Here is a 22306-nt window from a genome sequence, read left to right as displayed (position 1 = left end):
CGTGCAGATCCTGGTGGTGAACCCCAACACGACGGCGAGCATGACCGAGACGATCGGTGCGGCGGCGCGGGCGGTCGCCGGCGCCAGGACCGAAATCGTCGCCGTCACCTCATCCACGGGACCGGCCTCGATCGAAGGCTATTATGACGAGGCTCTGGCCGTGCCCGGCCTTTTGATGGAGATCGCCGCCGGCGAACGCCGCGGTGTGCAAGCGGCGATTATCGCCTGTTTCGACGACACCGGGCTCGACGCCGCGCGGGCCATGGCCGCCATCCCCGTCATCGGCATCTGCGAAGCGGCACTCAGCATGGCGTCCTTCATCGCCCAGCGCTTCACCGTCGTAACCACCACCGAACACTCGCGCGTGCCGGTGGAAGGGTTGGTGCAGCGCTACGGCATGGCGGGACGTGCGCGTGTGCGGGCCGCCGACATTCCGGTGCTGGCGCTCGAGGATCCGGCATCAGGCGCGACCGGCAAGTTGCGCGACGAAATCGCCCGGGCCGTCGAGCAGGATCGCGCCGAAGCGATCGTGCTTGGCTGCGCCGGCATGGCGGACCTTGCGCACCAGTTGCAGGCGGATTTCGGACTGCCTGTCATCGACGGCGTCGGCGCGGCGATCAAGCAGGCCGAAGCGCTGATTGCGCTCGGCCTGTCGACATCGAAGCGCGGCGCCTATGCCAGCCCGCTGGCCAAGCCCTATCGCGGTATGCTGAAATCGTTCTCGCCCGGAGCTGTCGCCGCGGAGTGAGCACCATGAATCCGACCATCCGCACGCTGTCGCTGGGGGAATTGGCCGACCTCATCGACTGGGCGGCTGCGGAGGGCTGGAATCCCGGCCTTGAAGACGCCGCGATGTTCCAGGCTGCGGATCCGGAAGGTTTCATCGGTGCCTTTGTCGGGGACGAAATGGTCGCCGCGATCTCGGCCCTGGCCTATGGGCAGGATTTCGGTTTCATCGGCCTCTACATCTGCCGCCCGGACATGCGCGGCAAAGGCTACGGCAAGGCGATTTGGACGGCCGGCATGGAGAGGCTGGCCGGACGCACCATCGGCCTCGACGGCGTCGAGGAGCAGCAGGCCAACTATCGGAGCAAGGGGTTCGAGCCGGTCTACGAGACCATCCGCTACAGCGGGCGCCCTGCGGCCCTGCCCGTTCGCGCCGAGCGGTCTCGCATGGTGCGTGCGCAACCGGCGCCCGACATCATCGCCTATGATGCGCTTTGCTTTCCCGCACCCCGGTGGTCTTTCCTGCAGCGATGGCTGCAGCCACCACACCATGCCGTGGCCGCGATCACTTCGCAGGGAGCGGCCGGCTATGCGGTGGCGCGAGCCTGTCGCAGCGGCATCAAGATCGGCCCGCTCTTCGCCGACGACGTGCAGACCGCGCTCGAACTGCTCGACGAACTGTCTGGCGCGTGCGGTGGCGAATTGAACATCGACGTGCCGGCCATCCAAGTGGATTTCATTGCGGCGCTCGAGGCGGCCGATTTCTCACCGACCTTCAGCACCACCCGCATGTACAGAGGCACGCCGCCGAAGCTCGATGCCGACAGGGTATTCGGCGTGACGACGCTGGAGCTGGGATAGGCCGGGCGCGCGGGTTTCAGGCCGCGGAGCGCCGTCCCGGTGTGCCCGGCGGCTCTTGGCCAATCGGCGTCACCAGCGTCAGATCGGGATAACCGCTTTCGATCAGCTTGACGGCGGCTTTGGTGACCTCGTCGTCCGGCTCGAGCATGGACAGGAACACTTCGGTGGCCTCGCCGCCGAGACGGCTGATGCCTTGCGCGTCGGCCGGCCCGCACTCGACCACCACCAGGTCATAGGCGGTGGTCAGCGACTGCATGATGATCGGCAGCCGGTCGGCGGCGCGCATGGCGCGGACCGGATCGGCGGTGCCGACCGGAATGACGTGGCAGTCCGAATAGAGATCGGCATGGATGACGTCACTGAACTGCGCCTGCGAGGCGAGCAGATCGGTGATGCCCGGAAAAAGCCCGCTGTCCAGCATCGGCCGCGAAGCAGCGCCCGAGGCGGTGAGGTCGAGCAACAGGACGCGCAGGCCGGCGTCGGACACTTCGCGCGCCACCAGGATCGCCGATGCGGCTGCCTCGTCGCCTTCGGGCGAGACGAATATGGCGCGGGCGGCCCCGCTGGCGATCAGCTTTTCCGCTGCCTTCTCGATGTCGATCTCACCGAGCACCGAGCGCGGCCTCTGGGGCTCGACAACCGGCTCCGGCTCGGCGACCGATTTGGCCTCTGCGACAGGCTCCGCCTTGACGGTAGGCTCGGGCTCGACAACGGGCCGCAACTGCGCCGCCATCTCCTGTTCCGCGACCGCTTCGGGCCATTGCGTGTCGGCGCCACGATCGGCAAACGCGCTGGCGACAGCCGGCTCCAGGCGGGATGGCTCAGGGGCGTCCGGCTGCTGGCGCGCGGTTGCCGGCATCGCCACTTCGTCGATCGGCGCAAAACGGGCGCCTGGGGCCGGGCGCATGGCGCGGCCCGAGAAGAGTTCCCGCAGCAGCGTGAATATGGCCGCCAGCAGAAGCGAAGCCGCCGCAGCTGCGCCGACGATCGGCCCAACCTTGGGGAAGTATGGCTCGGAGGGCACCGACGCCGGTGAGGCGACGCGGGCGTCGACCGGCACATAGTTGCGGTCCTGACGCGAAGCCGCCTCGCGGTAATTGGTCAAATAGAGCTCGAGCTGCTGGCGCTTGGCGGCGGCGTCTCGCTGCAGCGCGTCGAGATCGACCTGCTGTTCGCCGGCCTGCGCCGAAGCCGCCTTCAATTGATTGACGTCGGAGACGAGCTGGCTTTCGCGCGCCTTGGCGGCATCGGCCTGCATCACCAGGCCCTTCATGATCTTCTGGGCTTCGCTGCGGATCTGCGCGTCGAGATCGGCGAGCTGTGATTTGGCGGCGCGCACACGCGGATGATTGTCGAGCATCGTCGTCGACAGATCGGCGATGGTGGCGCGCAGCTCGGCCTGCCGTTCCCGCAACCGCTGGATCAGATCGGACGACAGCACTTCCGGCAGCGAATCCAGCGAGCCGCCATTCTGCAGCGCCTTGCGCACGCTGTCGGCGGTGCCTTCGGCCGCGGCGCGATTGGCCCGCACCCGCGACAATTCGGTCGACAGCTCGGCCAGCTGCTGGGTGGCCAGGGTGGCATTGTTGCCGCCCATCAGCAGGTCGGACTGCGCGCGATAGGCCGCGACCTTGGCCTCGGCATCCCTGACCTGCTTCGACAGGTCGGCGATCTCGGGCGCCAGAAAGTCCGCGGCGGCGGTGTTCGATTCGCTCTTGGCCGCGCCCTGCCCGGCAATATAGGCGGCGGCAATGGCATCGGGGATGGCGGCGGCAAGCTTGGGATCCTCGGAGGAGAACTCGATGGCAATGATGCGGGTCTTTTCAACGCCGAACACGTTGAGCTTCTCGCGCATCTTCTTCAACACGCGTTCGTCGGCCGGAACATCCATCGGGTCGTTCTTCAAACCAAGCAGGATCAGCACGCGGCTGAGCGCCGACATGTTGATCGTTTCGTCGAACTCACGCAGCCGCGCCAGGCCGAGTTTCTGCGCCACCTGCTTGAGGATTTCGTTGGACGAAATGATCTGGACCTGGGTGGCGACGCCTTGCTCGTCGAGGATCGGCTTGTCGCCGTCATTGTTGCTGCCGGCCGGGCGGGTGTAGACGGATTCGCGCGGGGCGATTTCCACTTGCGTCTGGGCCTTGTAATGCTTGGTCGCGAAAGAAGCGAAGGCAAACGCCAGACCGGTCACCACCAGAACGAAGAGCAATATATGCAGCCAGTTCCTCGCCAGGCTGGCGAAGAGCTGCCTAAGGTCAACGTCGACATCTGCGGCCGCGGACTGAACGGACATGCATCCCTACTCCGAAACTGGGTCAGGATGCACCGTAAACAACTATGGTAACTCAGCCGTTAAGATCGCGGCAACACTCCATTAGGGATTACTGGCGACGCCCAAGAAAAACGATAAAAATGGCAAAACCCCTGCTTCGTACAGCGCTATCGGCCGGCTCCTTTACCGGCCATTAACCCTAACAGGCTGATAACGGACCCGATCCCAGATGTTTGCTGCGACGCCGCAGCGGCCAGTCGAAGGTACGTTTCCGGTCATGAAAAGCACTGCTTCCCTCTTTCACGCTCTGCTTGCCGTATCGATGCTCGCCGGCTGCTCCAGCTACCGCCCGACGCCGGCTGCCTTCCACGAGGTTCTCGATCAGCCCTACCGTCTCGGTGCCGGCGACCGTATCCGCGTCACCGTGTTCGAACAGGAGGGCCTGACCAATACCTACAGCGTCGACCAATCCGGCTACCTCTCCTTCCCGCTTGTCGGCGCCATGCCGGCGCGTGGCCACACCGCGCAGCAGATGGAAAAGGAGATCGCCGACAAATTGCGGCAAGGCTATCTGCGCGACCCCGACGTCTCGGTCGAGATCGATCGCTACCGGCCGATCTTCGTCATGGGCGAAGTGGGTGCCGCCGGCCAGTATTCCTATGTGCCCGGCCTGACCGTGCAGAAGGCCATCGCCATTGCCGGCGGCTTCTCGCCACGCGCCAACCAGGAAAGTGTCGACATCACCCGCGACATCAACGGCAAGGTGATGACCGGCCGCGTGGTCACCTCCGACCCGCTGCTGCCCGGAGATACCGTCTACGTCCGCGAACGCCTGTTCTGACAGACACCACGTGGCGGACAAGCTCAGGATCGTCCACTGCTTTCGTTCACCTGTCGGAGGAATTTTCCGGCATGTGCGCGACCTGACCGAAGCGCAGGTCGCCGCCGGCCATGTGGTCGGCATCGTCTGCGATTCGACCACGGGCGGCGAATTCGAGGAGCGCCTGTTCGAGCAGATGAAGGACATGCTGGCGCTCGGCATCCATCGCACGCCAATGCAGCGCCATGTCGGCCCGGGCGATCTCGCCTCGGCCCGGCGCACCTACAGGATCATCAAGGAATTGCGGCCGGACGTGTTGCACGGGCACGGCGCCAAGGGTGGCGCCTATGCCCGTCTGTTCGGCTCATTGTTGCGGGTATCAAGGTCTCGCGTAGCCCGCCTTTATTCGCCGCATGGCGGCTCCCTCCACTATGACGAAGCGACGGCCACGGGGAAGCTGTTCTTCGCGCTCGAGCGCTCCATGGCGCACTTCACCGATTGCCTGCTGTTCGTCTCGGATTATGAGCGGCGGACCTATCGCAGGAAGGTGGGCGAGCCGCCGATCCCGAACATCCTGGTCTACAACGGGCTGCGCGCCGCCGAATTCGAACCGGTATCCATCGGACCCGACGCGGCGGATCTCATCTATATCGGCATGATGCGGGACCTGAAGGGACCCGACATCTTCATCGATGCCCTGGCCGCCGCCGGCCCGCGGCTTGGCCGCGCGCTGAGCGCGGTGATGGTCGGCGACGGCGACGACCTGCCGCGCTACCACGCACAGGTAAAGCGCCTGGGACTTCAAGGCCATGTCCGCTTCCTGTCGCCAATGCCGGCGAGGGAAGCCTTCGCGCTTGCGGCGCTGGTGGTCGTTCCATCCCGCGCGGAAGCCATGCCCTATATCGTGCTGGAGACCCTTGCCGCGGCAAGACCGATGATCGCCACTTCCGTCGGCGGCATTCCGGAGATTTTCGGTTCCGGCTCCCCTGCCCTGATCCGCCCCGATCCGGCCGAACTCGCCGACAAGATGAGCGAGGCACTGGCCGATCTGGCTGCCTATGGCCGGCTGATGCCCGATCGCCCGGGCCTCAGGGCGCGCTTCGGCGCCGACGTCATGGCCGCCGAAATCGAGAAGGCCTATTTCGCCGCGCTCGGCTGGTAACGCCTGAGCCTTTCCAAAGCCACGCGTTGTTTCAAGGGTTTCTTAGCTCTCTTTTGCTAATCACCCTGGGAAGCTTGCGGACTGTTCCATGAATGAGATCGACCCCGCACACCGCTTTTCACCCGAAGCGGTACGAAAATTCGACGGCCCGACCGATGGCGATGCGCCCGGCGGCATGAATGACGTTGCCCGGCAGGTCGCCTCGCAATACCGGCGCGATACGATGTCGCCGATCATGGTCAGCGGCGTCCTGCGCATGGTCGAATTCGGGCTGCTGTTCCTTTCGGGGCTCTGCGTCTATTTCTACTTTGTCGGGTTCTTCAACTATCTCGCCTGGCAATATCCGGTGACGATCGCCGCCGCGTCGTTCCTCGCCGTGGTGCTGCTCGATGTCACCGACTGCTACCAGGTGGTTTCGCTGATGCGGCCGATCGCCAATTTCGGCCGCATCCTGCTGGTCTGGGCCGGCGCCTTCGCGCTGATGGCATTGACGGCCTTCGCCACGAAGGTGTCGGAAGACTATTCCAGGCTTTTGTTCGGCACCTGGTTCGTCGTCGGCTTCGTTCTCCTCTTCGGCCTCAGGCTGGTGATGTCGAGGCTGATCCGGCGCTGGGCGCGCGACGGCCGCATGGAGCGGCGCGCCGTCATCGTCGGCGGCGGCAAGGCGGCCGAAATCCTGATCCGCTCGGTCGAAAAGCAGCCTTACAACGACATCCGCATCTGCGGCATCTTCGATGACCGCTCCGACAAGCGCTCGCCGCCGATCGTCGCCGGCTATCCCAAGCTCGGCACCATTTCGGAACTGATCGAGTTCGCCCGCATCGCCCGCATCGACATGCTGATCGTGTCGCTGCCACTGACCGCCGAAACGCGCGTGCTGCAGCTGTTGAAAAAGCTGTGGGTGCTGCCGGTCGACATCCGGCTTTCGGCGCATTCCAATGCGCTCCAGTTTCGCCCGCGCGCCTATTCGTTCATCGGCTCGGTGCCGATGCTCGACATATTCGACAAGCCGATCAACGACTGGGATTCGGTCGCCAAGCGCGCCTTCGACATCATTTTCTCGCTGGTCGGCATCATCGTCTTCTCGCCGGTGATGCTGGCGACCGCCATCGCCATAAAACTCGACAGCAAGGGACCGGTGCTGTTCAAGCAAAAGCGCCACGGCTTCAACAACGAGATCATCGAGGTCTACAAGTTCCGCTCGATGTACACGGACCGGTCGGATCCGACCGCCAAGCAGACGGTGACCAAGAACGATCCGCGCGTCACCCGTGTCGGCCGCTTCATCCGCAAGACCTCGATCGACGAACTGCCGCAATTCGTGAATTCGCTGCTTGGTACTCTGTCGCTGATCGGCCCGCGCCCGCATGCGATCGCGGCGCAATCGCACAACCTGCTCTACAACGAGGTGGTCGACGGCTATTTCGCCCGTCACAAGGTCAAGCCCGGCGTCACCGGCTGGGCGCAGATCAATGGCTGGCGCGGCGAGATGGACACCAACGAGAAGATCCGCATGCGCACGGAATACGACCTCTACTACATCGAGAACTGGTCGCTGCTGTTTGATCTCAGAATCCTGTTCCTGACGCCGATCCGGCTGCTCAACACGGAAAACGCCTATTGAGCGCGATTTCCCATGAGCTGCCGCAGGGCGCGGTCAACGCCAAGCTGATCGCGCTGATTTCCTCCAGTGCGGTGGTGGTCGGCATCCTTCTGTCCGGCTTCGTCATCAGCGAGCCGGCGCCTTACGAAATCTACATGGCCGGGCTGATCGCCATCTGGGCGTTCTTCGGCCTGCGGATTTCGCGCGCGGTCATGCCGCTGCTGGTGCTGCTGGTGACGATGAATATCGGCGGCATGATCTCCATGACGCAGATGGCGGACCTCGCCTTCACGCCGCTTTATCTCTGCGTATCGCTGTTTCTCGCCTTCAGCGCGGTGTTTTTCGCCTCGGTGACAGCCACGCAGCCAGGCCTCTACCGGCCGATCTTCAATGCCTATGTCGTTTCGGCGGTGGCGACCTCGCTGCTCGGCATAGCGGGCTATTTCCACGCCTTCCCCGGCGCCGAAATGTTCACCAAATACGACCGCGCAGCCGGCGCCTTCCAGGACCCCAACGTTTTTGGGCCGTTCCTGGTGCTGCCCGGCATCTATCTGCTCTATCTGATCCTGACCGGTTCGGTCTCCCGCATGCCGCTGCTGGTTGTGCCGCTGCTGATCATCACATTGGGCATCTTCTTCTCCTTCTCGCGCGGCGCCTGGGGCATGTTCGCCGTGTCGGCGGTGCTGCTCACCGGCTGCCTCTTCCTGCAGAGCGCCAGCGGCAAGTTCCGGCTGCGCGTGGTGATCATGACCATCGCCGCGCTGGCACTGCTGACGATCGCCATCATCGTCATCCTGCAACTGCCCGGGGTGGCGGAGATGTTCTCCAGCCGTGCGCGTCTCGAACAGAGCTATGACACCGCCCGCCTGGGCCGCTTCGCCCGCTACGGAATCGGCTTCCAGATGGCGATGGAGCGCCCGTTCGGCATCGGGCCACTGGTGTTCGGCAAGATGTTCGGCGAGGACACGCACGACATCTGGCTGAAAATGCTGATGGATTATGGCTGGCTCGGCTTCGTGTCGTTCCTGACGCTCGTCGTCTGGACCATAGTGGCCGGATTCCGCATCCTGCTGCGCGACCGGCCGTGGCAGCCCTATCTGTTGTGTGCCTATGTCGCCTTCATCGGCAATATCGGCCTCGGCACCTTCATCGACATCGACCACTGGCGTCATATGTATCTGCTGCTCGGGCTGGTGTGGGGCGCCATTGCTCTCGAATACCACCATCAGCGCCTGTTGCGGCCGGCATTTTTGGGCGCACCAGCGTTCGCATCCACACCGGTGCGATAAACACCGAATTTCGGTTGACCCCGGCAGGGTTATCACGATACATCGCGCTCGGTCCGGAGTGTAGCGCAGCCCGGTAGCGCACTTGACTGGGGGTCAAGGGGTCGTCGGTTCGAATCCGGCCACTCCGACCATTTAAAAGCAGGACTTGCCCCCGAAGTCCGCCCCAGCCAGATCAGCCAATCCTCGAATCGCTTATTCCCTTGCTGATCAGCTGCGGATTGGGTCCAGGCTCAAAGGCTGGCACACATCGACCCACTCAGCGCCGGCAAGCTCAACCATCCGCTGCGGTGCAATCCGCACCGCGGCGTTGGTCGCGCCGGCGGCAGGCACCACCTCGTCGAATTCGTGCAGCGAGACGTCGCAGTAGACCGGCAGCGGCGACGGCAGGCCGAAGGGGCAGACACCGCCGACCGGATGGCTCGTGGCGGCGATAACCTCCTCCGCGTCCAGCATGCGCGGCTTGCCGCCGAACTGGTCCTTGAACTTGCGGTTGTCCAGCCTGGCGATGCCGCTGGTTACGACCAGCATGGTGCGCTCGCCAATGCGCAGGCAGATGGTCTTGGCGATCTGCGCCGGCAGGACGCCATGCGCCTCCGCCGCCAATGTCACCGTTGCCGAACTCGCTTGCGTGACGATGACCTCTATGTCGGGTGCATGAGCGGCGAAGAAGGCACGAACGGATTCCAGGCTCATATCGAAAAAACCACGGTTCAACCTCGATACACGGCGGACGCGATTGGCGCGGATTTGGATGCCGCAGATATAAACACGCGCGATCTGTAGATCGGCAAGCCCGGCCTGCTGGAGAACGCCGTCACATCAACAAAAAACCCGCCAGGCGGGCCTTGGCGGGTTCTTTTGCTTGGCTGGTCTGGTCTATGCCAGCGGTCTGCCTTGTGCGGCCGGCGTCGGCGCGGCGGGAGCAATGAGAGCCTCATGGGGTAGGCGAAGCGCGGACGCAATACGACGCAGCTTCGACGGATCGGCGGCCCGGCCGTTCTCGATGTCCTCGATCTCTCCGACCGACAGGCCGCAGGTCAGGGAAAGCTCTTCCACACTGTATCCGCGGGCTTCCCGCATGGCTCGGAGGGTGGTGTAATTCGGCCCGATCTCACTGGCTAACGGTTCGGAGAGGGCATGGCTTTTTGCATTGTTGGGCATTGGCAACTCCGGTGGCTGAAAGAGTTTGATCAAAATGGAGTGCTGCCTGAGACGAGCAGGAACATGCCCGCTCGCCAGCGATTTGCCAAGAGCCAAACCGGCCGTCACGCTATCGTGAAGCAGACACCCGCGAGGCGGTCTCACGCACGCCATCAAGTTCTTTTGAACAGCCCGGCACCTTTTTGCCCGGAGGTTTAGGCCCACCTGTTCGTTGTTCTGATGCGCCGGCGTGAAAACCATCCGGTTCCAGCCGGCCCGTCCCCAGAAGGATCTCCGCAATGAACTTCAAGACGTCCCTCCTCGTGCTCGGCACGATTTCCAGCCTTTTCATCGCCGGAGCGGCGACCGCCCAGGCGGCGGACGGGCTGCGCGTGCGCGGCACGGTGGTCAGTTTCGAGCCATCGCTGCTGACCGTTAAAACCCGCCAGGGCGACACCTCCGCGATCAAGCTCAATTCCGGCTGGAAGATTTCCGGCGTCGCCAGCGCCTCGCAAAAGGACATCAAGCAGGGCGATTTCCTCGGCATCGCCTCCGTCTCGAAGGCGGATGGCGGCAGCGGCGCGCTGGAGGTGGTGATTTTCCCAGCCGCTCTGAAAGGCACTGGCGAGGGCGACCGTCCCTGGGACCTGCAGCCGAACAGCCGCATGACCAACGGCACCGTGGCCGACGTCACCGATATAAGCGGGCGCGCCGTGACGCTGACCTACGACAACGGGCAGACCAAGAAGATTTCGATCCCCGACAGCACGCCCGTCGTGACCTTCGCCCCGGCCACGCCAGCCAATCTCAAGCCGGGCGCGACGGTCTTCGTTTCCGCCCAGCGCGAGACTGACGGGATGCTGAGTTCCAGCCGCGTCGTGGTGGGAACCAATGGCGTGATCCCGCCGATGTAGCCAAAATTGGCGGCAAGAGCCGGCTTTTCGGCCCTCACGATTAAGTGTCGGGAAGTCGGCTCCCCGGAAACACGCCGGAAACAAAATTCTACAATCTGGAAATACTGACGAAAGAAATCAGGAGCGTAATCCCACTCACGGCGGTCGGGCCATCGACCCGATTTTTAAGATCCGCCGGCGAAAGAAGGAAACGATCCATGAAAAAGTCCCTCCTCTCGGCCCTCGGGCTTGCGGTTGCACTCGCTTTCACGGCGCCGGTCATCGGTGCGACGAGCGCCGATGCGACCCCGATGGCAAAGCACCATCGTCATCACCGCGTCCATCATCATCACCGCGTCCACCGTCATCATGTTCGCCACCACCGCGCTCACCACCGCCACCACCCCGTGAAGAAGGCCTACTAAATACAACGACAAGACCGGCCTTGGCTCCTTGGTCCAGGGCTGGTCTTCTCCTGGCAATGCCAGGCGCCAGGCGTTTGCGAACAGGCCAGATCACCATCATCCAAGGACAGTGGTATCTCAGCGCCGGCTGAACAGCAGGCTGGCGACCAGGCCGAGCACCACGAGCCCAACCGCGGCGGCCGCAGCCGGATGGTCACGGGCCGATTTCTCGATCACCCTGCCTTGCTTGCGGATTGCCGGCATGGCGTCGTGCAGGCGTCCTGCAAGATCCGAATATGTGTCGACAGCGGCATCGCGGCCGCCTTCATAGTAGGCGCCACCCCGCTTTGACACGGCCTTACGCAACGCCGTGAGTTCCCTCGAGAGGGCCGCGACCTGCTTTTCGAGGTCGATGTCCGAAAGGGTCGAAAATGATGCCATCATGCGTTTCCTTGTCTTGCCATACGACGTCGTCTTGCTGAACGACGTCTTGCAGAGGAAACGTAACGCCTCACCCTAGGGCGGGTTCCGGTATCGAGGCTTCAAAGCGCTTCGCGCTGATGTCAGCGGACCTGGTCAAGCAGGCGCTTGCATTCCAGGAGGTCGAACAGCGCCTCCTGCAGCAGCGCGCGATTGTCGCGCGAAAGTTTCGATGAGTCCGGCTGAACCGGACCTTCCTCATCGCTCTTGCCCAGGCCGAAAAAGCGGCGGCTGGGCTTGACCCTTGGCTGGCCAACCAACTCGTCATCTCCACCGCGCGGCTGGGCCGCCGGCGTCAGCGGCACCTGATCGGCCTGCTTTCGTTGCGAGATCGCCTCGACGGCGGCCATGTCGCCATTGCCGATGGCAACCAGGAAATGATTGCCGTTCTCGCGCAGCAGCTTCTGCACACCCTTGATGGTGTAGCCCTGGTCGTAGAGCATGTGGCGGATGCCCTTGATCAGTTCGACATCCTGCGGCCGGTAATAGCGGCGGCCGCCGCCGCGCTTCATCGGCTTGATCTGGTTGAAGCGTGTCTCCCAGAAGCGCAGCACATGCTGTGGCAGATCGAGATCTTCAGCGACCTCGCTGATGGTGCGGAAGGCGTCAGGGCTCTTGTCCATGGGCGAAATCCTCACGCTGGAGCGTGATCCGGAACGGTCTTCAGCGAGATCAGGCTCAAAGAAAAGCTCATTCCATTTGCGCGGAATGGATCATACGCGGAACACCAATCCGGCCATGCTGCCGAATCGGGTCTTATTTCAGCGGTTTGTGAAGCAATATTCAAGCCCGGCGTGATCGCGGCGCTGGTTTTCAACCGTACAATGAAGGCTATTTGCCGCCCTTGGCCTTGCTGTTCTGGTGAGAGCGCAAGATGCGGTTCTTCAGCACGTTGGACGATTTGAAGGTCATCACCCGGCGCGGCAGGATCGGCACCTCTTCGCCGGTCTTGGGATTGCGCCCGATGCGCTCGTTCTTGGAGCGGACATGGAACGTCGCGAAAGACGACAGCTTGACCGTCTCGCCACGCACGATGGCTTCGCAGATTTCGTCCAGCACGGCTTCGACAAGTTCGGCGGATTCAGTGCGCGACAGGCCGACCTTTCGGTAGACGGCCTCCGCCAGGTCGGCACGCGTAAGTGTCTTTCCCCCCATGCGACCGTCCCATCAGTTCAAAACGTAAAATCGGCACAACAACGGCAGAGCCTAAGTAATTGATCCGTCAAGGTCAAGGACCGAAACCGAGCCGTTCGGCACTTACCAGCGAACCAGAACGGCGCCCCAGGTGAAGCCGCCGCCCATCGCTTCCAGGAGGACGAGGTCGCCCTTCTTGATGCGGCCATCGGCAACGGCCACCGATAGCGCCAGCGGCACGGAAGCAGCCGAGGTGTTACCGTGCAAATCGACTGTAACCACCACCTTTTGCTCTGCTATCCCGAGCTTCTTGGCGGATGCGTCAATAATTCGTTTATTGGCCTGGTGCGGCACGAACCAGTCGAGATCGTCGGCCGATATGCCGGCGGCCGAGAAGGTTGACTCGATGACGTCGGTGATCATGCCGACCGCATGCTTGAAGACTTCGCGGCCTTCCATCCTGAGGTGACCGACCGTCCCCGTGGTCGACGGCCCGCCGTCGACGAAAAGCTTGTCCTTGTGCACGCCGTCGGAGCGCAGGCTGGCCGCCAGGACACCGTGGTCGGCAATCGTGCCGGCCCCCTCGCCCGCCTCCAGGACAAGTGCCCCTGCGCCATCGCCGAACAGCACACAGGTCGAGCGGTCGTTCCAGTCGAGGATGCGCGAGAACGTTTCCGAGCCGATCACCAGCACACGTTTGGCAAGTCCTCCGCGGATGTAGAGGTCGGCTGTCGTCACGGCATAGACGAAGCCCGAGCATACCGCCTGCATGTCGAAGGCAAAGCCGTGATGCATGCCGAGCCGGTTCTGGATCTCTACCGCGGTGGCCGGGAATGTGTTGTTGGGCGTCGACGTCGCCAGCACGATCACGTCGATGTCATCCGGCGTCAGCCCTGCATTGGCAAGGGCGGCACGGGCCGCGGCCTCTCCCAGGGAAGCCGTCGTCTCGTCGTCAGCCGCGATATGGCGCTGGCGGATGCCGGTGCGCTGGGCGATCCACTCATCCGAGGTTTCAACCATGCCCTCGAAATCGGCATTCTTCATGATGCGGCGGGGCAGCGCGGCGCCCGTGCCGCGCACGACTGATCTGATCAAAGTTCTTTCCTATTCCTTCGCGTCGATAACGACGTCGGATTTCCGTGATGACAGGGCATGCGGGTTGCGCGCATGAAACAGGTCCAGGTCGGCTTCGATGCGGTCGAGCAGATTGTTGCGCACCATGTCATAGCCGAGCTCGATGGCAGCGGCAAAACCATCCGAATCGGCACCGCCATGGCTTTTGACGACAATGCCGTTCAGCCCCAGGAACACGCCGCCATTGGAGCGGCCGACATCCATCTTTTCGCGCAGGCGATCAAAGGCGCTCTTGGCGAATACATAGCCGATCTTGGCCATCAGCGTGCGGCTCATCGCGGCGCGCAGATAGCCCGCGATCTGGCGCGCGGTGCCTTCCGCGGTCTTCAACGCGATGTTGCCGGCGAAGCCTTCCGTCACCACCACGTCGACCGTGCCCTTGCCGATATCATCGCCTTCGACAAAGCCATGATAATTCATCGAGGCCATGTTGGCCTCGCGCAGCATGCGCCCCGCTTCCTTGACCTCTTCCTGGCCCTTAATCTCTTCCACGCCGACATTGAGCAGGCCGACGGTGGGCCGCGCCACGCCGAACACGGAGCGCGCCATGCCGGTGCCCAGAATGGCAAAATCGATGAGCTGGTGTGCATCGGCGCCAATGGTGGCGCCGACGTCCAGAACCACGCTTTCGCCGCGCAATGTCGGCCACAATGCCGCGATCGCCGGGCGATCGATGGTGGCCATGGTGCGCAGGCAGAACTTCGACATCGCCATCAGCGCGCCGGTGTTGCCGGCGGAGATGCAGGCGTCCGCGGCGCCTGACTTGACCGCTTCTACCGCCTTCCACATCGACGACTTCCAGCGGCCATGGCGCAAGGCCTGGCTGGGCTTGTCGTCCATTCTGACCGCGATCTCGCAATGGAAGAATTCGCTCACCTCTGCCAATTTGGGGAACTTGGCCAGTTCGGGGCGCACAAGCTCCTCACGCCCGTAGATGACGAAGCGGATGTCGGGACGGCGAGTCGCGACCGTCATGAGCGCCGGAATAACCACGGCTGGTCCGTGATCGCCGCCCATGGCATCGATGGAAATCCTGATCACGCGGTATTTATCTCACGGTTATGCGGCAGGTCGCTTTAGTGATCGCGAAGGTTCGGCGAAAATAGCGGTTTTGGGTTTTCACACAACCGACTTTTCCATCGCGGGCGAGGTTTTCAGGATTTTCCCAGCAAGGATCGCAGTTTTTGCTGAAATTCATTCTCTACCGCTTCGGCCTCGCCGCCGGCATCCAGCGACGCGCCCGACTTGCGCGGATAGGGGTTGATCGCCAGTCCGAAGAACTGCTCGGCGAGCGCGCCGACATCGATCATGTCGCCGGAGAATGTTTCGGGGCTGTCAGGACCATCCGCGTCGAGCAAGATCTCGCCGCCGCCCTCGAATCCCTGCCGCCCAAGCTTGGAATCCTCGGGCAGCAACAGCGCCTCGACCGGCTCGTCGATATGCGCTTCAACGGGTTCGAGCGTGACGATGCAGGCCTGAGTGATATCGGCCTCGACACGGCCGCTGACCTTGATGCCATTGCGCTTCCAGGAAGCGACAAGCAGTTCAGCGCGATAGGCTTCGACCGACAGCAGGCCGTGCTCCTCGGCGAGCGCGGCACGCTGGGCGGCGTCGGCCTCGATCACCACCGGCAGGCCCTTCTGCGGCAGCCGGGCGACATTGGCGAAGAAGGAAACCGGGCTTCGCGGATCAACATGTTTCATCAAGCACCTCCCTTGGCGAGCGGAAACACCGCCGTGCCGGAAACGATCGATTCGGACGGCTGCGCGGACAGCTGCCGGCAAGCGTCGGCGACATAGTCGGCCAATTGCGGCGCCTCCGGCCATGTGCCTGCATCGGGCCGGACATTGCGGGCAAGTGCTGCGGTCAGCCCGTCGCGATCGTTTCTGTCCAGCGCATCATCATAGGCGGCGGTGCGGCCATAGAACATCTTCGCCAGTTTCTTCATGCGTTTGGGCACGCCGACATCGCCAATGCCCAGTTCCCGCAGCGAATGATCGACGTCGAGGAAGAACTCGTCGATCAGCACCTGGGCGATCTCCTGCGCCACGCCGCCCTCGCCGCGCAAGCGATGCTGGAACAGGAACATATGCAGCGAAAGCATCTCGAAACGGCCGAGCGGCGTGTCCGGCACACTCCAGTGGGAATAAAATACAGCCTGCCGCGCCGCCGCCACGATTTGTGCGTAAAGCGCGTCCGTGATGGCGCGGTTGGCGTGGCGTTCGCGACCAAAAAGGCGCTGGAACATGGGGATGGTCTCCCGGGGACCGTTTGTTGAATTGGCCTTGTTGCATCGGCAAGCAAGCTGGTTTACCGGTTTTGCGGCCCAGCGCAAGTTGCGGCGATATAATGGAGAATTGTTGTTGCGCGCGCTGAATTTCAAGTCGACCTTCTCGTCCAGGCCCGCCGGCGCGATCTCGCTGCTGCTCGTCGTTTCGGCGCTTTCGGCCTGTCACACCAACAAGATGATCGGCGACCTCAGTCCGAGCGAGACGTTCACCCAAGGTTATGTCTACGATCAGCAGGCCGTCGATTCGGTGCCCGTCGGTTCCAGCCGCGAACAGGTGCTTCTGGCGCTTGGCACGCCGTCGACCACCGCGACCTTCGATAACGAGGCATTTTACTACATTTCGCAGACGCGCAAGCGCTACGTCGCCTTCGATAAGCCGAGGCTCGTCGACCAGAAAGTTCTGGCGGTCTATTTCGGCGCCGATGGCCGCGTCACCCAGATCGCCAATTACGGCATGAAGGACGGCAAGATTTTCGACTTCATCTCGCGCACCACGCCGACTGGCGGCAAGGACCAGAACTTCCTCAGCCAGATCATCAACGGCGCCAGCAAGCTGGCGCCCGGCATCCCCGGCGGCGGCACTCCCTGATCATCAGACCCTGCTCCCCCCGGGAAGCAGCATCATCTCAGGCGACCAAAAACCCGTGGGAGCGATCTCGCGGGTTTTTGTTTGGCCAAGGCGAGCCCGGCTTGCCAGCAAGAGGGCAAGCCCACATCAAATCCGGCGATCTTGAGGTTTTGAAGTAAGTGCCTGATCCGAGCCAAAACAAAACCCGCGGGAATCGCTCCCCGCGGGTTTCTATCTAACGGCCTGGCTCCGTTCAGCCGTGCGCGAGCACGGCCAGCAGCAGGAGTGCGACAATGTTGGTAATCTTGATCGCCGGATTGACGGCCGGGCCGGCCGTGTCCTTGTAGGGATCACCGACCGTATCGCCGGTCACCGAGGCCTTATGCGCCTCGGAGCCCTTGAGATGCTTGACGCCGTCCTTGTCGGTGAAACCGTCCTCGAACGACTTTTTCGCGTTGTCCCAGGCGCCACCGCCCGAAGTCATCGAGATGGCGACGAACAGGCCGTTGACGATGACGCCGAGCAGCGAGGCGCCTAGGGCGGCGAAGGCCGAGGCCTTCGAACCCGAGATCAAGAGCACGCCGAAATAGACGACGAGCGGCGCCAGCACCGGCAGCAGCGACGGGATGATCATTTCCCGGATCGCCGCCTTTGTCAGAAGGTCGACGGCACGCGCATAGTTCGGCTTGGAGGTGCCGGCCATGATGCCGGGATCCTCGCGGAACTGCTTGCGCACCTCCTCGACGATGGCACCCGCCGCACGACCGACGGCCGTCATGGCGATACCGCCGAACAGATAGGGGATCAGGCCGCCGAAGATCAGGCCGGCGACGACGTAAGGGTTGGAGAGATCGAAGGAGATCTCACCCATGCCCTGGAAGTAGGGATATTTGTCGCCACTGGCGGCAAAGAACTTCAGGTCGTTCGAATAGGCGGCGAACAGCACCAATGCGCCGAGGCCGGCCGAACCGATGGCATAGCCTTTGGTCACGGCTTTCGTCGTGTTGCCGACAGCGTCAAGCGCGTCGGTGGAGTGGCGCACTTCCTTGGGCAGGCCGGCCATTTCGGCGATGCCGCCGGCATTGTCGGTGACCGGGCCGAAGGCGTCGAGCGCAACGATCATGCCGGCGAGGCCAAGCATGGTGGTGACGGCGATCGCCGTGCCGTAGAGGCCGGCGAGCTGGTAGGTCGAGATGATGCCGCCGACGATGACGATGGCCGGCAACGCCGTCGATTCCAGCGAAATCGCGAGGCCCTGGATGACGTTGGTGCCGTGACCGGTCACCGACGCCTGGGCGATCGAGTTGACCGGGCGCTTGTTGGTGCCGGTGTAATACTCGGTGATCACCACGATCAAACCGGTCACCGCGAGGCCGATCAGGCCGCAGATGAACAGGTTTTTGCCGGTGATGACCATGCCGGCGACGGTGCCGATCTCGCCCCAGCCAAAGCATACCGAGGTGGCCACGCCGAGGCCGGCGATCGACAACAGGCCGGTGACGATCAGGCCCTTGTAGAGCGCTCCCATGATCGAGCCGTTGGATCCGAGCTTGACGAAGAAGGTGCCGACGATCGAGGTCAGGATGCAGGCGCCGCAAATGGCCAGCGGATAGAGCATCGCGGCGCCGAGAACGGCGGTGCCGCCGAAGAAGATGGCGCCGAGAACCATGGTGGCGACGACCGTCACCGCATAGGTCTCGAACAGGTCGGCGGCCATGCCGGCGCAGTCACCGACATTGTCGCCGACATTATCGGCGATGGTGGCCGGGTTGCGCGGATCGTCTTCGGGAATGCCGGCTTCGACCTTGCCGACCAGATCGCCGCCGACATCGGCGCCCTTGGTGAAGATGCCGCCGCCGAGACGGGCGAAGATGGAGATCAGCGAGGCGCCGAAGCCGAGCGCGACCAGCGAGTCGATGACGATGCGGTCATTGGGCTGCAGGCCCATGGGACCGGTCAGGATGAGGTAGTAGATCGAGACGCCGAGCAGCGCCAGGCCGGCCACCAGCATGCCGGTGATGGCGCCCGACTTGAAGGCGATGTCGAGACCAGCGGCCAGACTGTTGGAGGCAGCCTGCGCCGTGCGCACGTTGGCACGCACCGAAACATGCATGCCGATGAAGCCGGCAGCGCCCGACAGGACGGCGCCGATCAGGAAGCCGATCGCGGCGGTGATCGAAAGCAGCCACCAGGCGAGCAAAAGCACGACCACGCCGACAAGGGCGATGGTGGTGTACTGGCGCGCCAGGTAGGCTTGCGCGCCTTCGCGAATAGCGGCGGAGATTTCCTGCATGCGTGCATTGCCCTGATCGGACGCTAGGACCGAACGTGTCGCCCAGATGGCGTAAAGGACAGAAAGCAGGCCGCAGGCGATGACGGCGTAAAGTATGGTCATTGCCAAATTTTCCTCGATTGTTGGCCCAAATGAACCCCTCCCTGGGCCGTTGAGACAAAGACCGGAATCCGCGCACGGAATCCACCTCTTCGCATCGGTGTATGCGAAACACGGCTCGGAACGTCAAGATATTGTTCAGTTTTTGCCCGGCTTTCGCCCAAAAGACAAAAGCCGCGACGAACCTGCCGGCAGGGTCCCTCATTTATATCGATTGAAATGACGCAAGGAAGTGGCGCCGACAGAGCATCAGCGGCGCAAAAGACTACTCCGCCTCGCGTCCCATTCGCCGCGCCGCATAGCGCTCGACCGCCGACAATCCGTCATAGATCAGCACGGCAAGGGCGGCCACGATCAGGCCGCCCTGCAGGATGAAAGCAAGATTGTTGGACAAGAGACCGGCGATAATCACCTCGCCCAGCGTCTTGGCGGCAACCGTCGAGCCTATGGTGGCGGTGGCCAGGCTGATCACCACGGAAAGCCTGATGCCGCCAAGGATGATCGGCGCGCTGAGCGGCAGCTCGACCTTGGTGAGCCTTTGCCAGCCGGTCATGCCGGCGCCGCGCGCCGCCTCGACGACATTGGCCGGCAGCGTCGTCAGCCCGGTCAGCGCATTCTCGAAGATCGGCAGCAGGCCATAGAGAAACAGCGCGATCAGCGTCGGCTTCTCTCCGAAGCCGACGGCCGGCACGGCGAGCGCCAGCACCGCCACCGGCGGAAAGGTCTGGCCGATATTGACCAGGCTGCGCGACAGCGGCAGGAATTCGGCGCCCGCCGGCCTGGTGACAAGGATGGCCAGAGCCACCGCAACGATGGTCGCGGCGACGGTGGCGAGCAGCACGGTGCGCAGATGCAGCAGCGTCAGCGTCAGCAGGCTGCCCTGATTGTAGATCACCGGCGCGTTGTTCTCGGTCAGCGGCTTGAGCAGCGGCTCAAACCAGCCCGGACCGGTGACGAACGCCACGAGCAACACCACCAGCGCAAGCCTGAGCAGCAAAGGCAGCCAGGCTTTCATGCCGGCCTCGCCGCCCGCTTGACCAGCCCATCCACCGTGACGCGGCCGAGCGGCTCGCCGTCGGCGCCTTTGACCGGCAGCGCCGGCCGGCCCGACCACAGGAGTTCAGCCAGCGCATCGCGCTGGCTGGCATCGCCGGGGATGGCTTCGCCCTCGGCGGCGCCGTTCTCCACGGCGTCACGCACCCGTCCGAGCGAGAGCAGCCGGAATGGCCTTTCGCTGGCGCCGACCAGGGTCTCGACGAAGCTGCTGGCCGGGTTTGCCAGGATCTCGGCGGGCTTGGCGTATTGCACGAGCTTGCCGGCATCCATAACGGCGATCCTGTCGCCCATATGCACGGCCTCTTCCATGTCGTGGGTGACGAGGATGATGGTGGTCCCGAAGCGCTTCTGGATCGCCAGCAGATCTTCCTGCGCCTTGGCGCGGATGATCGGATCGAGCGCGCCGAACGGCTCGTCCATCAACAGCACGTTGGGTTCGGCGGCGAGCGCGCGGGCCACGCCGACCCGCTGCTGCTGGCCACCGGACAATTCGTGCGGGTAGCGCGGTCCGAATTCCCGGGGGTCGAGCTGGTAGAGCGTCATCAGCTCGTCGACGCGCGCCTTGATGCGGTCCTTGTCCCAGCCAAGCAGCACCGGCACGGTGGCGATGTTCTGCGCCACGGTTCGATGTGGAAACAGGCCATGGCCCTGAATGGCATAGCCGATACTGCGGCGCAGTTCGTAGCCGGGTACCGAGCGGTTGTCGGCGCCGTCGAGCTTGATGATGCCGGATGTCGGCTCGACCAGCCGGTTGATCATGCGCAGCAGCGTCGTCTTGCCCGAGCCCGAAGTGCCGACAATGACGGCGATGGTGCGGGGTTCGACGACCATCGAGACGTCGTCGACGACGGTGGTCGCGTCATAGCGCTTGGTGATGCCTTCGATCTCGATCATGCCGTTTCAACCCTGCGCTTGGTGGCGGTCATTTCGATCACTGCGTCGAGGATGATGGCGGCGGCGAAGGCCAGCGCCACGGTCGGCACCGCGCCGAGCAGCACCAGGTCCATCGCCGTCTGGCCAACGCCCTGGAAGACGAAGACGCCAAAGCCGCCGCCACCGATGAGCGCGGCGATGGTGGCAAGGCCGATGTTCTGCACCAGCACGATGCGGATACCAGTGAGGATTACCGGAAAGGCCAGCGGGAATTCGATGCCGAACAGGCGCTGGCGGTCGGTCATGCCCATGCCGCGCGCCGCGTCGTTGGCGGCGCGCGGCACGCCGGCGAGGCCGACCACGGTGTTGGCCACCACCGGCAGCAACGAATAGAGAAACAGGGCAACGAAGGCCGGCGCTGTGCCAATGCCACGAATGCCGAGCGCGGCCGCTCCCGGCACATGCGTGGCGATCCAGCCGAGGGGCGCGATCAGCAGGCCAAACAGCGCGATCGAGGGAATAGTCTGGATGATGTTGAGCACGTTGAGCACACCGGCCCGCAGCCTTTCGACACGATGGCAGAGGATGCCAAGCGGCAGGCCAACGATGACCGCAGCAAGCAGCGAGCCAAGCGCCAGCGTCACATGCTTGGAACCTTCGGCCCAGAAACTGTCGGCGCGGTTGGCGTATTCCTTCAGGATGGAAAGGTCGTTCCAGGCCCCCGACACCAAAAGCAGTCCGATGGCTACGACAGCGGCGGCCAGCACGCCGACACGGGCCCATGGCGACAAATTCAGGCGCGTCAGCACGTCCGCCAGCAACAGCGTGAAGGCGAAGATGAGTATCCAGAAACCGGAGGCCGGCGATACTCTGGCAAAGGTGTTGCCGGCCGGCGTCAAGAATGTGCCGGCAACGCCGACGAGCAGCGCGAGCGCGGCAAGCGCCACGACGCTGGCCGCCAGGCGCAGCACAAGCGATGTCCTGAACAGCGCTATGAGCGCCGCGACGATCACGATAGCCATCAGCAATGGCCCGGCGGTTGCCGGCAGCGCCTCGAGAATCGAGCGCGCCTGGCCCGGAACGATGCGGTTGGCACGGAACGTGGCGAAGGGAGCGAGGAACGCCGCATAGGCCGCGATCGCGGCAATGACCACGCCGAGCTTGTCGAAACGAATGTTCACGCCCTCCCCTGTCGGTCGTTCCGGC

At 63.6% G+C, this 22306-nt stretch carries 23 protein-coding genes and 1 tRNA gene; 9 read left to right on the top strand and 15 right to left on the bottom strand.

The annotated features are described in order from the left end of the window. The first annotated feature begins 1 nt into the window (after position 1). Both ACWGS8_RS28775 and ACWGS8_RS28770 read left to right on the top strand, forming a co-directional pair. Complete coding sequence (locus ACWGS8_RS28775) at positions 2–748, top strand: aspartate/glutamate racemase family protein (protein ID WP_454584174.1); 747 nt, start codon at positions 2–4, stop codon at positions 746–748. A 5-nt stretch (positions 749–753) separates the two neighbouring features. After that, complete coding sequence (locus tag ACWGS8_RS28770) at positions 754–1587, top strand: GNAT family N-acetyltransferase (RefSeq protein ID WP_454584098.1); 834 nt, start codon at positions 754–756, stop codon at positions 1585–1587. 16 nt (positions 1588–1603) lie between these two features. Here ACWGS8_RS28770 and ACWGS8_RS28765 read toward each other — a convergent pair whose 3' ends face one another. Beyond that, positions 1604–3883: a GumC family protein gene (locus ACWGS8_RS28765; RefSeq protein WP_454584097.1), complete on the bottom strand. Its 2280-nt coding sequence runs from the start codon at positions 3881–3883 to the stop codon at positions 1604–1606. 256 nt (positions 3884–4139) lie between these two features. Here ACWGS8_RS28765 and ACWGS8_RS28760 point away from each other — a divergent pair, with 256 nt between their 5' ends. From ACWGS8_RS28760 to ACWGS8_RS28740, 5 genes are all read left to right on the top strand, one after another. Further along, complete coding sequence (locus tag ACWGS8_RS28760; RefSeq protein WP_454584096.1) at positions 4140–4703, top strand: polysaccharide biosynthesis/export family protein; 564 nt, start codon at positions 4140–4142, stop codon at positions 4701–4703. 10 nt (positions 4704–4713) lie between these two features. Further along, positions 4714–5844 carry a glycosyltransferase family 4 protein gene (locus ACWGS8_RS28755; protein WP_454584095.1) on the top strand — a complete coding sequence of 377 codons (1131 nt, stop codon included), beginning with the start codon at positions 4714–4716 and terminating at the stop codon, positions 5842–5844. An 88-nt stretch (positions 5845–5932) separates the two neighbouring features. After that, positions 5933–7468, top strand: a complete 1536-nt coding sequence (locus ACWGS8_RS28750; RefSeq protein ID WP_454584094.1) for an undecaprenyl-phosphate glucose phosphotransferase — start codon at positions 5933–5935, stop codon at positions 7466–7468. After that, a complete protein-coding gene (locus ACWGS8_RS28745) occupies positions 7465–8736 on the top strand; it encodes an O-antigen ligase family protein (RefSeq protein ID WP_454584093.1) in 1272 nt (423 codons plus the stop codon). Before ACWGS8_RS28750 ends, ACWGS8_RS28745 begins: the two co-directional genes overlap by 4 nt. 54 nt (positions 8737–8790) lie before the next feature. Next, positions 8791–8867 (top strand) — tRNA-Pro (locus tag ACWGS8_RS28740). Between the two features lie 76 nt (positions 8868–8943). Here ACWGS8_RS28740 and ACWGS8_RS28735 read toward each other — a convergent pair. The 3 genes from ACWGS8_RS28735 to ACWGS8_RS28725 all read right to left on the bottom strand — a co-directional run bounded on the left by ACWGS8_RS28735 (position 8944) and on the right by ACWGS8_RS28725 (position 10186). Further along, positions 8944–9429, bottom strand: coding sequence for a YbaK/EbsC family protein (locus tag ACWGS8_RS28735; RefSeq protein WP_454584092.1), 486 nt, complete (start codon positions 9427–9429; stop codon positions 8944–8946). Between the two features lie 183 nt (positions 9430–9612). Continuing rightward, on the bottom strand, positions 9613–9897 hold the full coding sequence (locus ACWGS8_RS28730) for a helix-turn-helix domain-containing protein (RefSeq protein WP_454584091.1): 285 nt from the start codon (positions 9895–9897) through the stop codon (positions 9613–9615). A gap of 109 nt (positions 9898–10006) precedes the next feature. Next, a complete protein-coding gene (locus ACWGS8_RS28725; protein WP_454584090.1) occupies positions 10007–10186 on the bottom strand; it encodes a hypothetical protein in 180 nt (59 codons plus the stop codon). On the opposite strand from ACWGS8_RS28725, the gene ACWGS8_RS28720 reads away from it, so the two are divergent. Then, positions 10176–10790 carry a hypothetical protein gene (locus tag ACWGS8_RS28720; RefSeq protein ID WP_454584089.1) on the top strand — a complete coding sequence of 205 codons (615 nt, stop codon included), beginning with the start codon at positions 10176–10178 and terminating at the stop codon, positions 10788–10790. The two genes, ACWGS8_RS28725 and ACWGS8_RS28720, sit on opposite strands and share 11 nt — an antisense overlap. Positions 10791–11311: 521 nt before the next feature. Here the strand turns inward: ACWGS8_RS28720 and ACWGS8_RS28715 are convergent. The 7 genes from ACWGS8_RS28715 to ACWGS8_RS28685 all read right to left on the bottom strand — a co-directional run bounded on the left by ACWGS8_RS28715 (position 11312) and on the right by ACWGS8_RS28685 (position 16169). Beyond that, positions 11312–11614 (bottom strand): hypothetical protein, encoded by a 303-nt coding sequence (locus tag ACWGS8_RS28715; protein WP_454584088.1) that lies wholly within the window; start codon positions 11612–11614, stop codon positions 11312–11314. A 122-nt stretch (positions 11615–11736) separates the two neighbouring features. Beyond that, positions 11737–12276 carry a MerR family transcriptional regulator gene (locus ACWGS8_RS28710; RefSeq protein WP_027046741.1) on the bottom strand — a complete coding sequence of 180 codons (540 nt, stop codon included), beginning with the start codon at positions 12274–12276 and terminating at the stop codon, positions 11737–11739. A gap of 208 nt (positions 12277–12484) precedes the next feature. Further along, on the bottom strand, positions 12485–12808 hold the full coding sequence (locus ACWGS8_RS28705; protein ID WP_010915609.1) for an integration host factor subunit alpha: 324 nt from the start codon (positions 12806–12808) through the stop codon (positions 12485–12487). Between the two features lie 102 nt (positions 12809–12910). Beyond that, the gene (locus tag ACWGS8_RS28700) at positions 12911–13882 is read right to left on the bottom strand and encodes a beta-ketoacyl-ACP synthase III (RefSeq protein ID WP_454584087.1); all 972 of its coding nucleotides are present in this window, start codon (positions 13880–13882) and stop codon (positions 12911–12913) included. A 9-nt stretch (positions 13883–13891) separates the two neighbouring features. Further along, complete coding sequence (plsX, locus tag ACWGS8_RS28695; protein WP_032929906.1) at positions 13892–14962, bottom strand: phosphate acyltransferase PlsX; 1071 nt, start codon at positions 14960–14962, stop codon at positions 13892–13894. Positions 14963–15075: 113 nt separating this feature from the next. After that, positions 15076–15624 carry a YceD family protein gene (locus ACWGS8_RS28690; protein ID WP_454584086.1) on the bottom strand — a complete coding sequence of 183 codons (549 nt, stop codon included), beginning with the start codon at positions 15622–15624 and terminating at the stop codon, positions 15076–15078. Continuing rightward, positions 15624–16169 (bottom strand): ubiquinol-cytochrome C chaperone family protein, encoded by a 546-nt coding sequence (locus ACWGS8_RS28685; protein WP_454584085.1) that lies wholly within the window; start codon positions 16167–16169, stop codon positions 15624–15626. The genes ACWGS8_RS28690 and ACWGS8_RS28685 overlap by 1 nt, the downstream gene beginning before the upstream one ends. A gap of 115 nt (positions 16170–16284) precedes the next feature. Between ACWGS8_RS28685 and ACWGS8_RS28680 the strand changes: the two genes are divergently transcribed. Beyond that, the gene (locus ACWGS8_RS28680; protein ID WP_454584084.1) at positions 16285–16800 is read left to right on the top strand and encodes an outer membrane protein assembly factor BamE; all 516 of its coding nucleotides are present in this window, start codon (positions 16285–16287) and stop codon (positions 16798–16800) included. A gap of 232 nt (positions 16801–17032) precedes the next feature. Here the strand turns inward: ACWGS8_RS28680 and ACWGS8_RS28675 are convergent, their stop codons facing one another. The 4 genes from ACWGS8_RS28675 to ACWGS8_RS28660 form a co-directional block, all read right to left on the bottom strand. Next, entirely contained in the window at positions 17033–19174 is a 2142-nt protein-coding gene (locus ACWGS8_RS28675; RefSeq protein ID WP_454584083.1) for a sodium-translocating pyrophosphatase, read from the bottom strand. 262 nt (positions 19175–19436) lie between these two features. Then, a complete protein-coding gene (locus ACWGS8_RS28670; RefSeq protein WP_454584082.1) occupies positions 19437–20186 on the bottom strand; it encodes an ABC transporter permease in 750 nt (249 codons plus the stop codon). After that, positions 20183–21121, bottom strand: coding sequence for an ABC transporter ATP-binding protein (locus ACWGS8_RS28665; RefSeq protein ID WP_454584081.1), 939 nt, complete (start codon positions 21119–21121; stop codon positions 20183–20185). Before ACWGS8_RS28665 ends, ACWGS8_RS28670 begins: the two co-directional genes overlap by 4 nt. Next, positions 21118–22281, bottom strand: a complete 1164-nt coding sequence (locus ACWGS8_RS28660) for an ABC transporter permease (protein ID WP_454584080.1) — start codon at positions 22279–22281, stop codon at positions 21118–21120. The genes ACWGS8_RS28665 and ACWGS8_RS28660 overlap by 4 nt, the downstream gene beginning before the upstream one ends. Positions 22282–22306: the final 25 nt, after the last annotated feature.

It is taken from the genome of Mesorhizobium sp. 43Arga, from assembly GCF_053714255.1.
This window is presented reverse-complemented; position numbering and strand designations above follow the sequence as displayed.

Coding starts and splice junctions, on each gene's coding strand:
- ACWGS8_RS28770 (WP_454584098.1), top strand. CDS start 754: ATGAATCCGACCATCCGCACGCTGTCGCTGGGGGAATTGGCCGACCTC.
- ACWGS8_RS28765 (WP_454584097.1), bottom strand. CDS start 3,883: ATGTCCGTTCAGTCCGCGGCCGCAGATGTCGACGTTGACCTTAGGCAG.
- ACWGS8_RS28760 (WP_454584096.1), top strand. CDS start 4,140: ATGAAAAGCACTGCTTCCCTCTTTCACGCTCTGCTTGCCGTATCGATG.
- ACWGS8_RS28750 (WP_454584094.1), top strand. CDS start 5,933: ATGAATGAGATCGACCCCGCACACCGCTTTTCACCCGAAGCGGTACGA.
- ACWGS8_RS28735 (WP_454584092.1), bottom strand. CDS start 9,429: ATGAGCCTGGAATCCGTTCGTGCCTTCTTCGCCGCTCATGCACCCGAC.
- ACWGS8_RS28730 (WP_454584091.1), bottom strand. CDS start 9,897: ATGCCCAACAATGCAAAAAGCCATGCCCTCTCCGAACCGTTAGCCAGT.
- ACWGS8_RS28720 (WP_454584089.1), top strand. CDS start 10,176: ATGAACTTCAAGACGTCCCTCCTCGTGCTCGGCACGATTTCCAGCCTT.
- ACWGS8_RS28715 (WP_454584088.1), bottom strand. CDS start 11,614: ATGGCATCATTTTCGACCCTTTCGGACATCGACCTCGAAAAGCAGGTC.
- ACWGS8_RS28710 (WP_027046741.1), bottom strand. CDS start 12,276: ATGGACAAGAGCCCTGACGCCTTCCGCACCATCAGCGAGGTCGCTGAA.
- ACWGS8_RS28705 (WP_010915609.1), bottom strand. CDS start 12,808: ATGGGGGGAAAGACACTTACGCGTGCCGACCTGGCGGAGGCCGTCTAC.
- ACWGS8_RS28690 (WP_454584086.1), bottom strand. CDS start 15,624: ATGAAACATGTTGATCCGCGAAGCCCGGTTTCCTTCTTCGCCAATGTC.
- ACWGS8_RS28685 (WP_454584085.1), bottom strand. CDS start 16,169: ATGTTCCAGCGCCTTTTTGGTCGCGAACGCCACGCCAACCGCGCCATC.
- ACWGS8_RS28675 (WP_454584083.1), bottom strand. CDS start 19,174: ATGACCATACTTTACGCCGTCATCGCCTGCGGCCTGCTTTCTGTCCTT.
- ACWGS8_RS28670 (WP_454584082.1), bottom strand. CDS start 20,186: ATGAAAGCCTGGCTGCCTTTGCTGCTCAGGCTTGCGCTGGTGGTGTTG.
- ACWGS8_RS28665 (WP_454584081.1), bottom strand. CDS start 21,121: ATGATCGAGATCGAAGGCATCACCAAGCGCTATGACGCGACCACCGTC.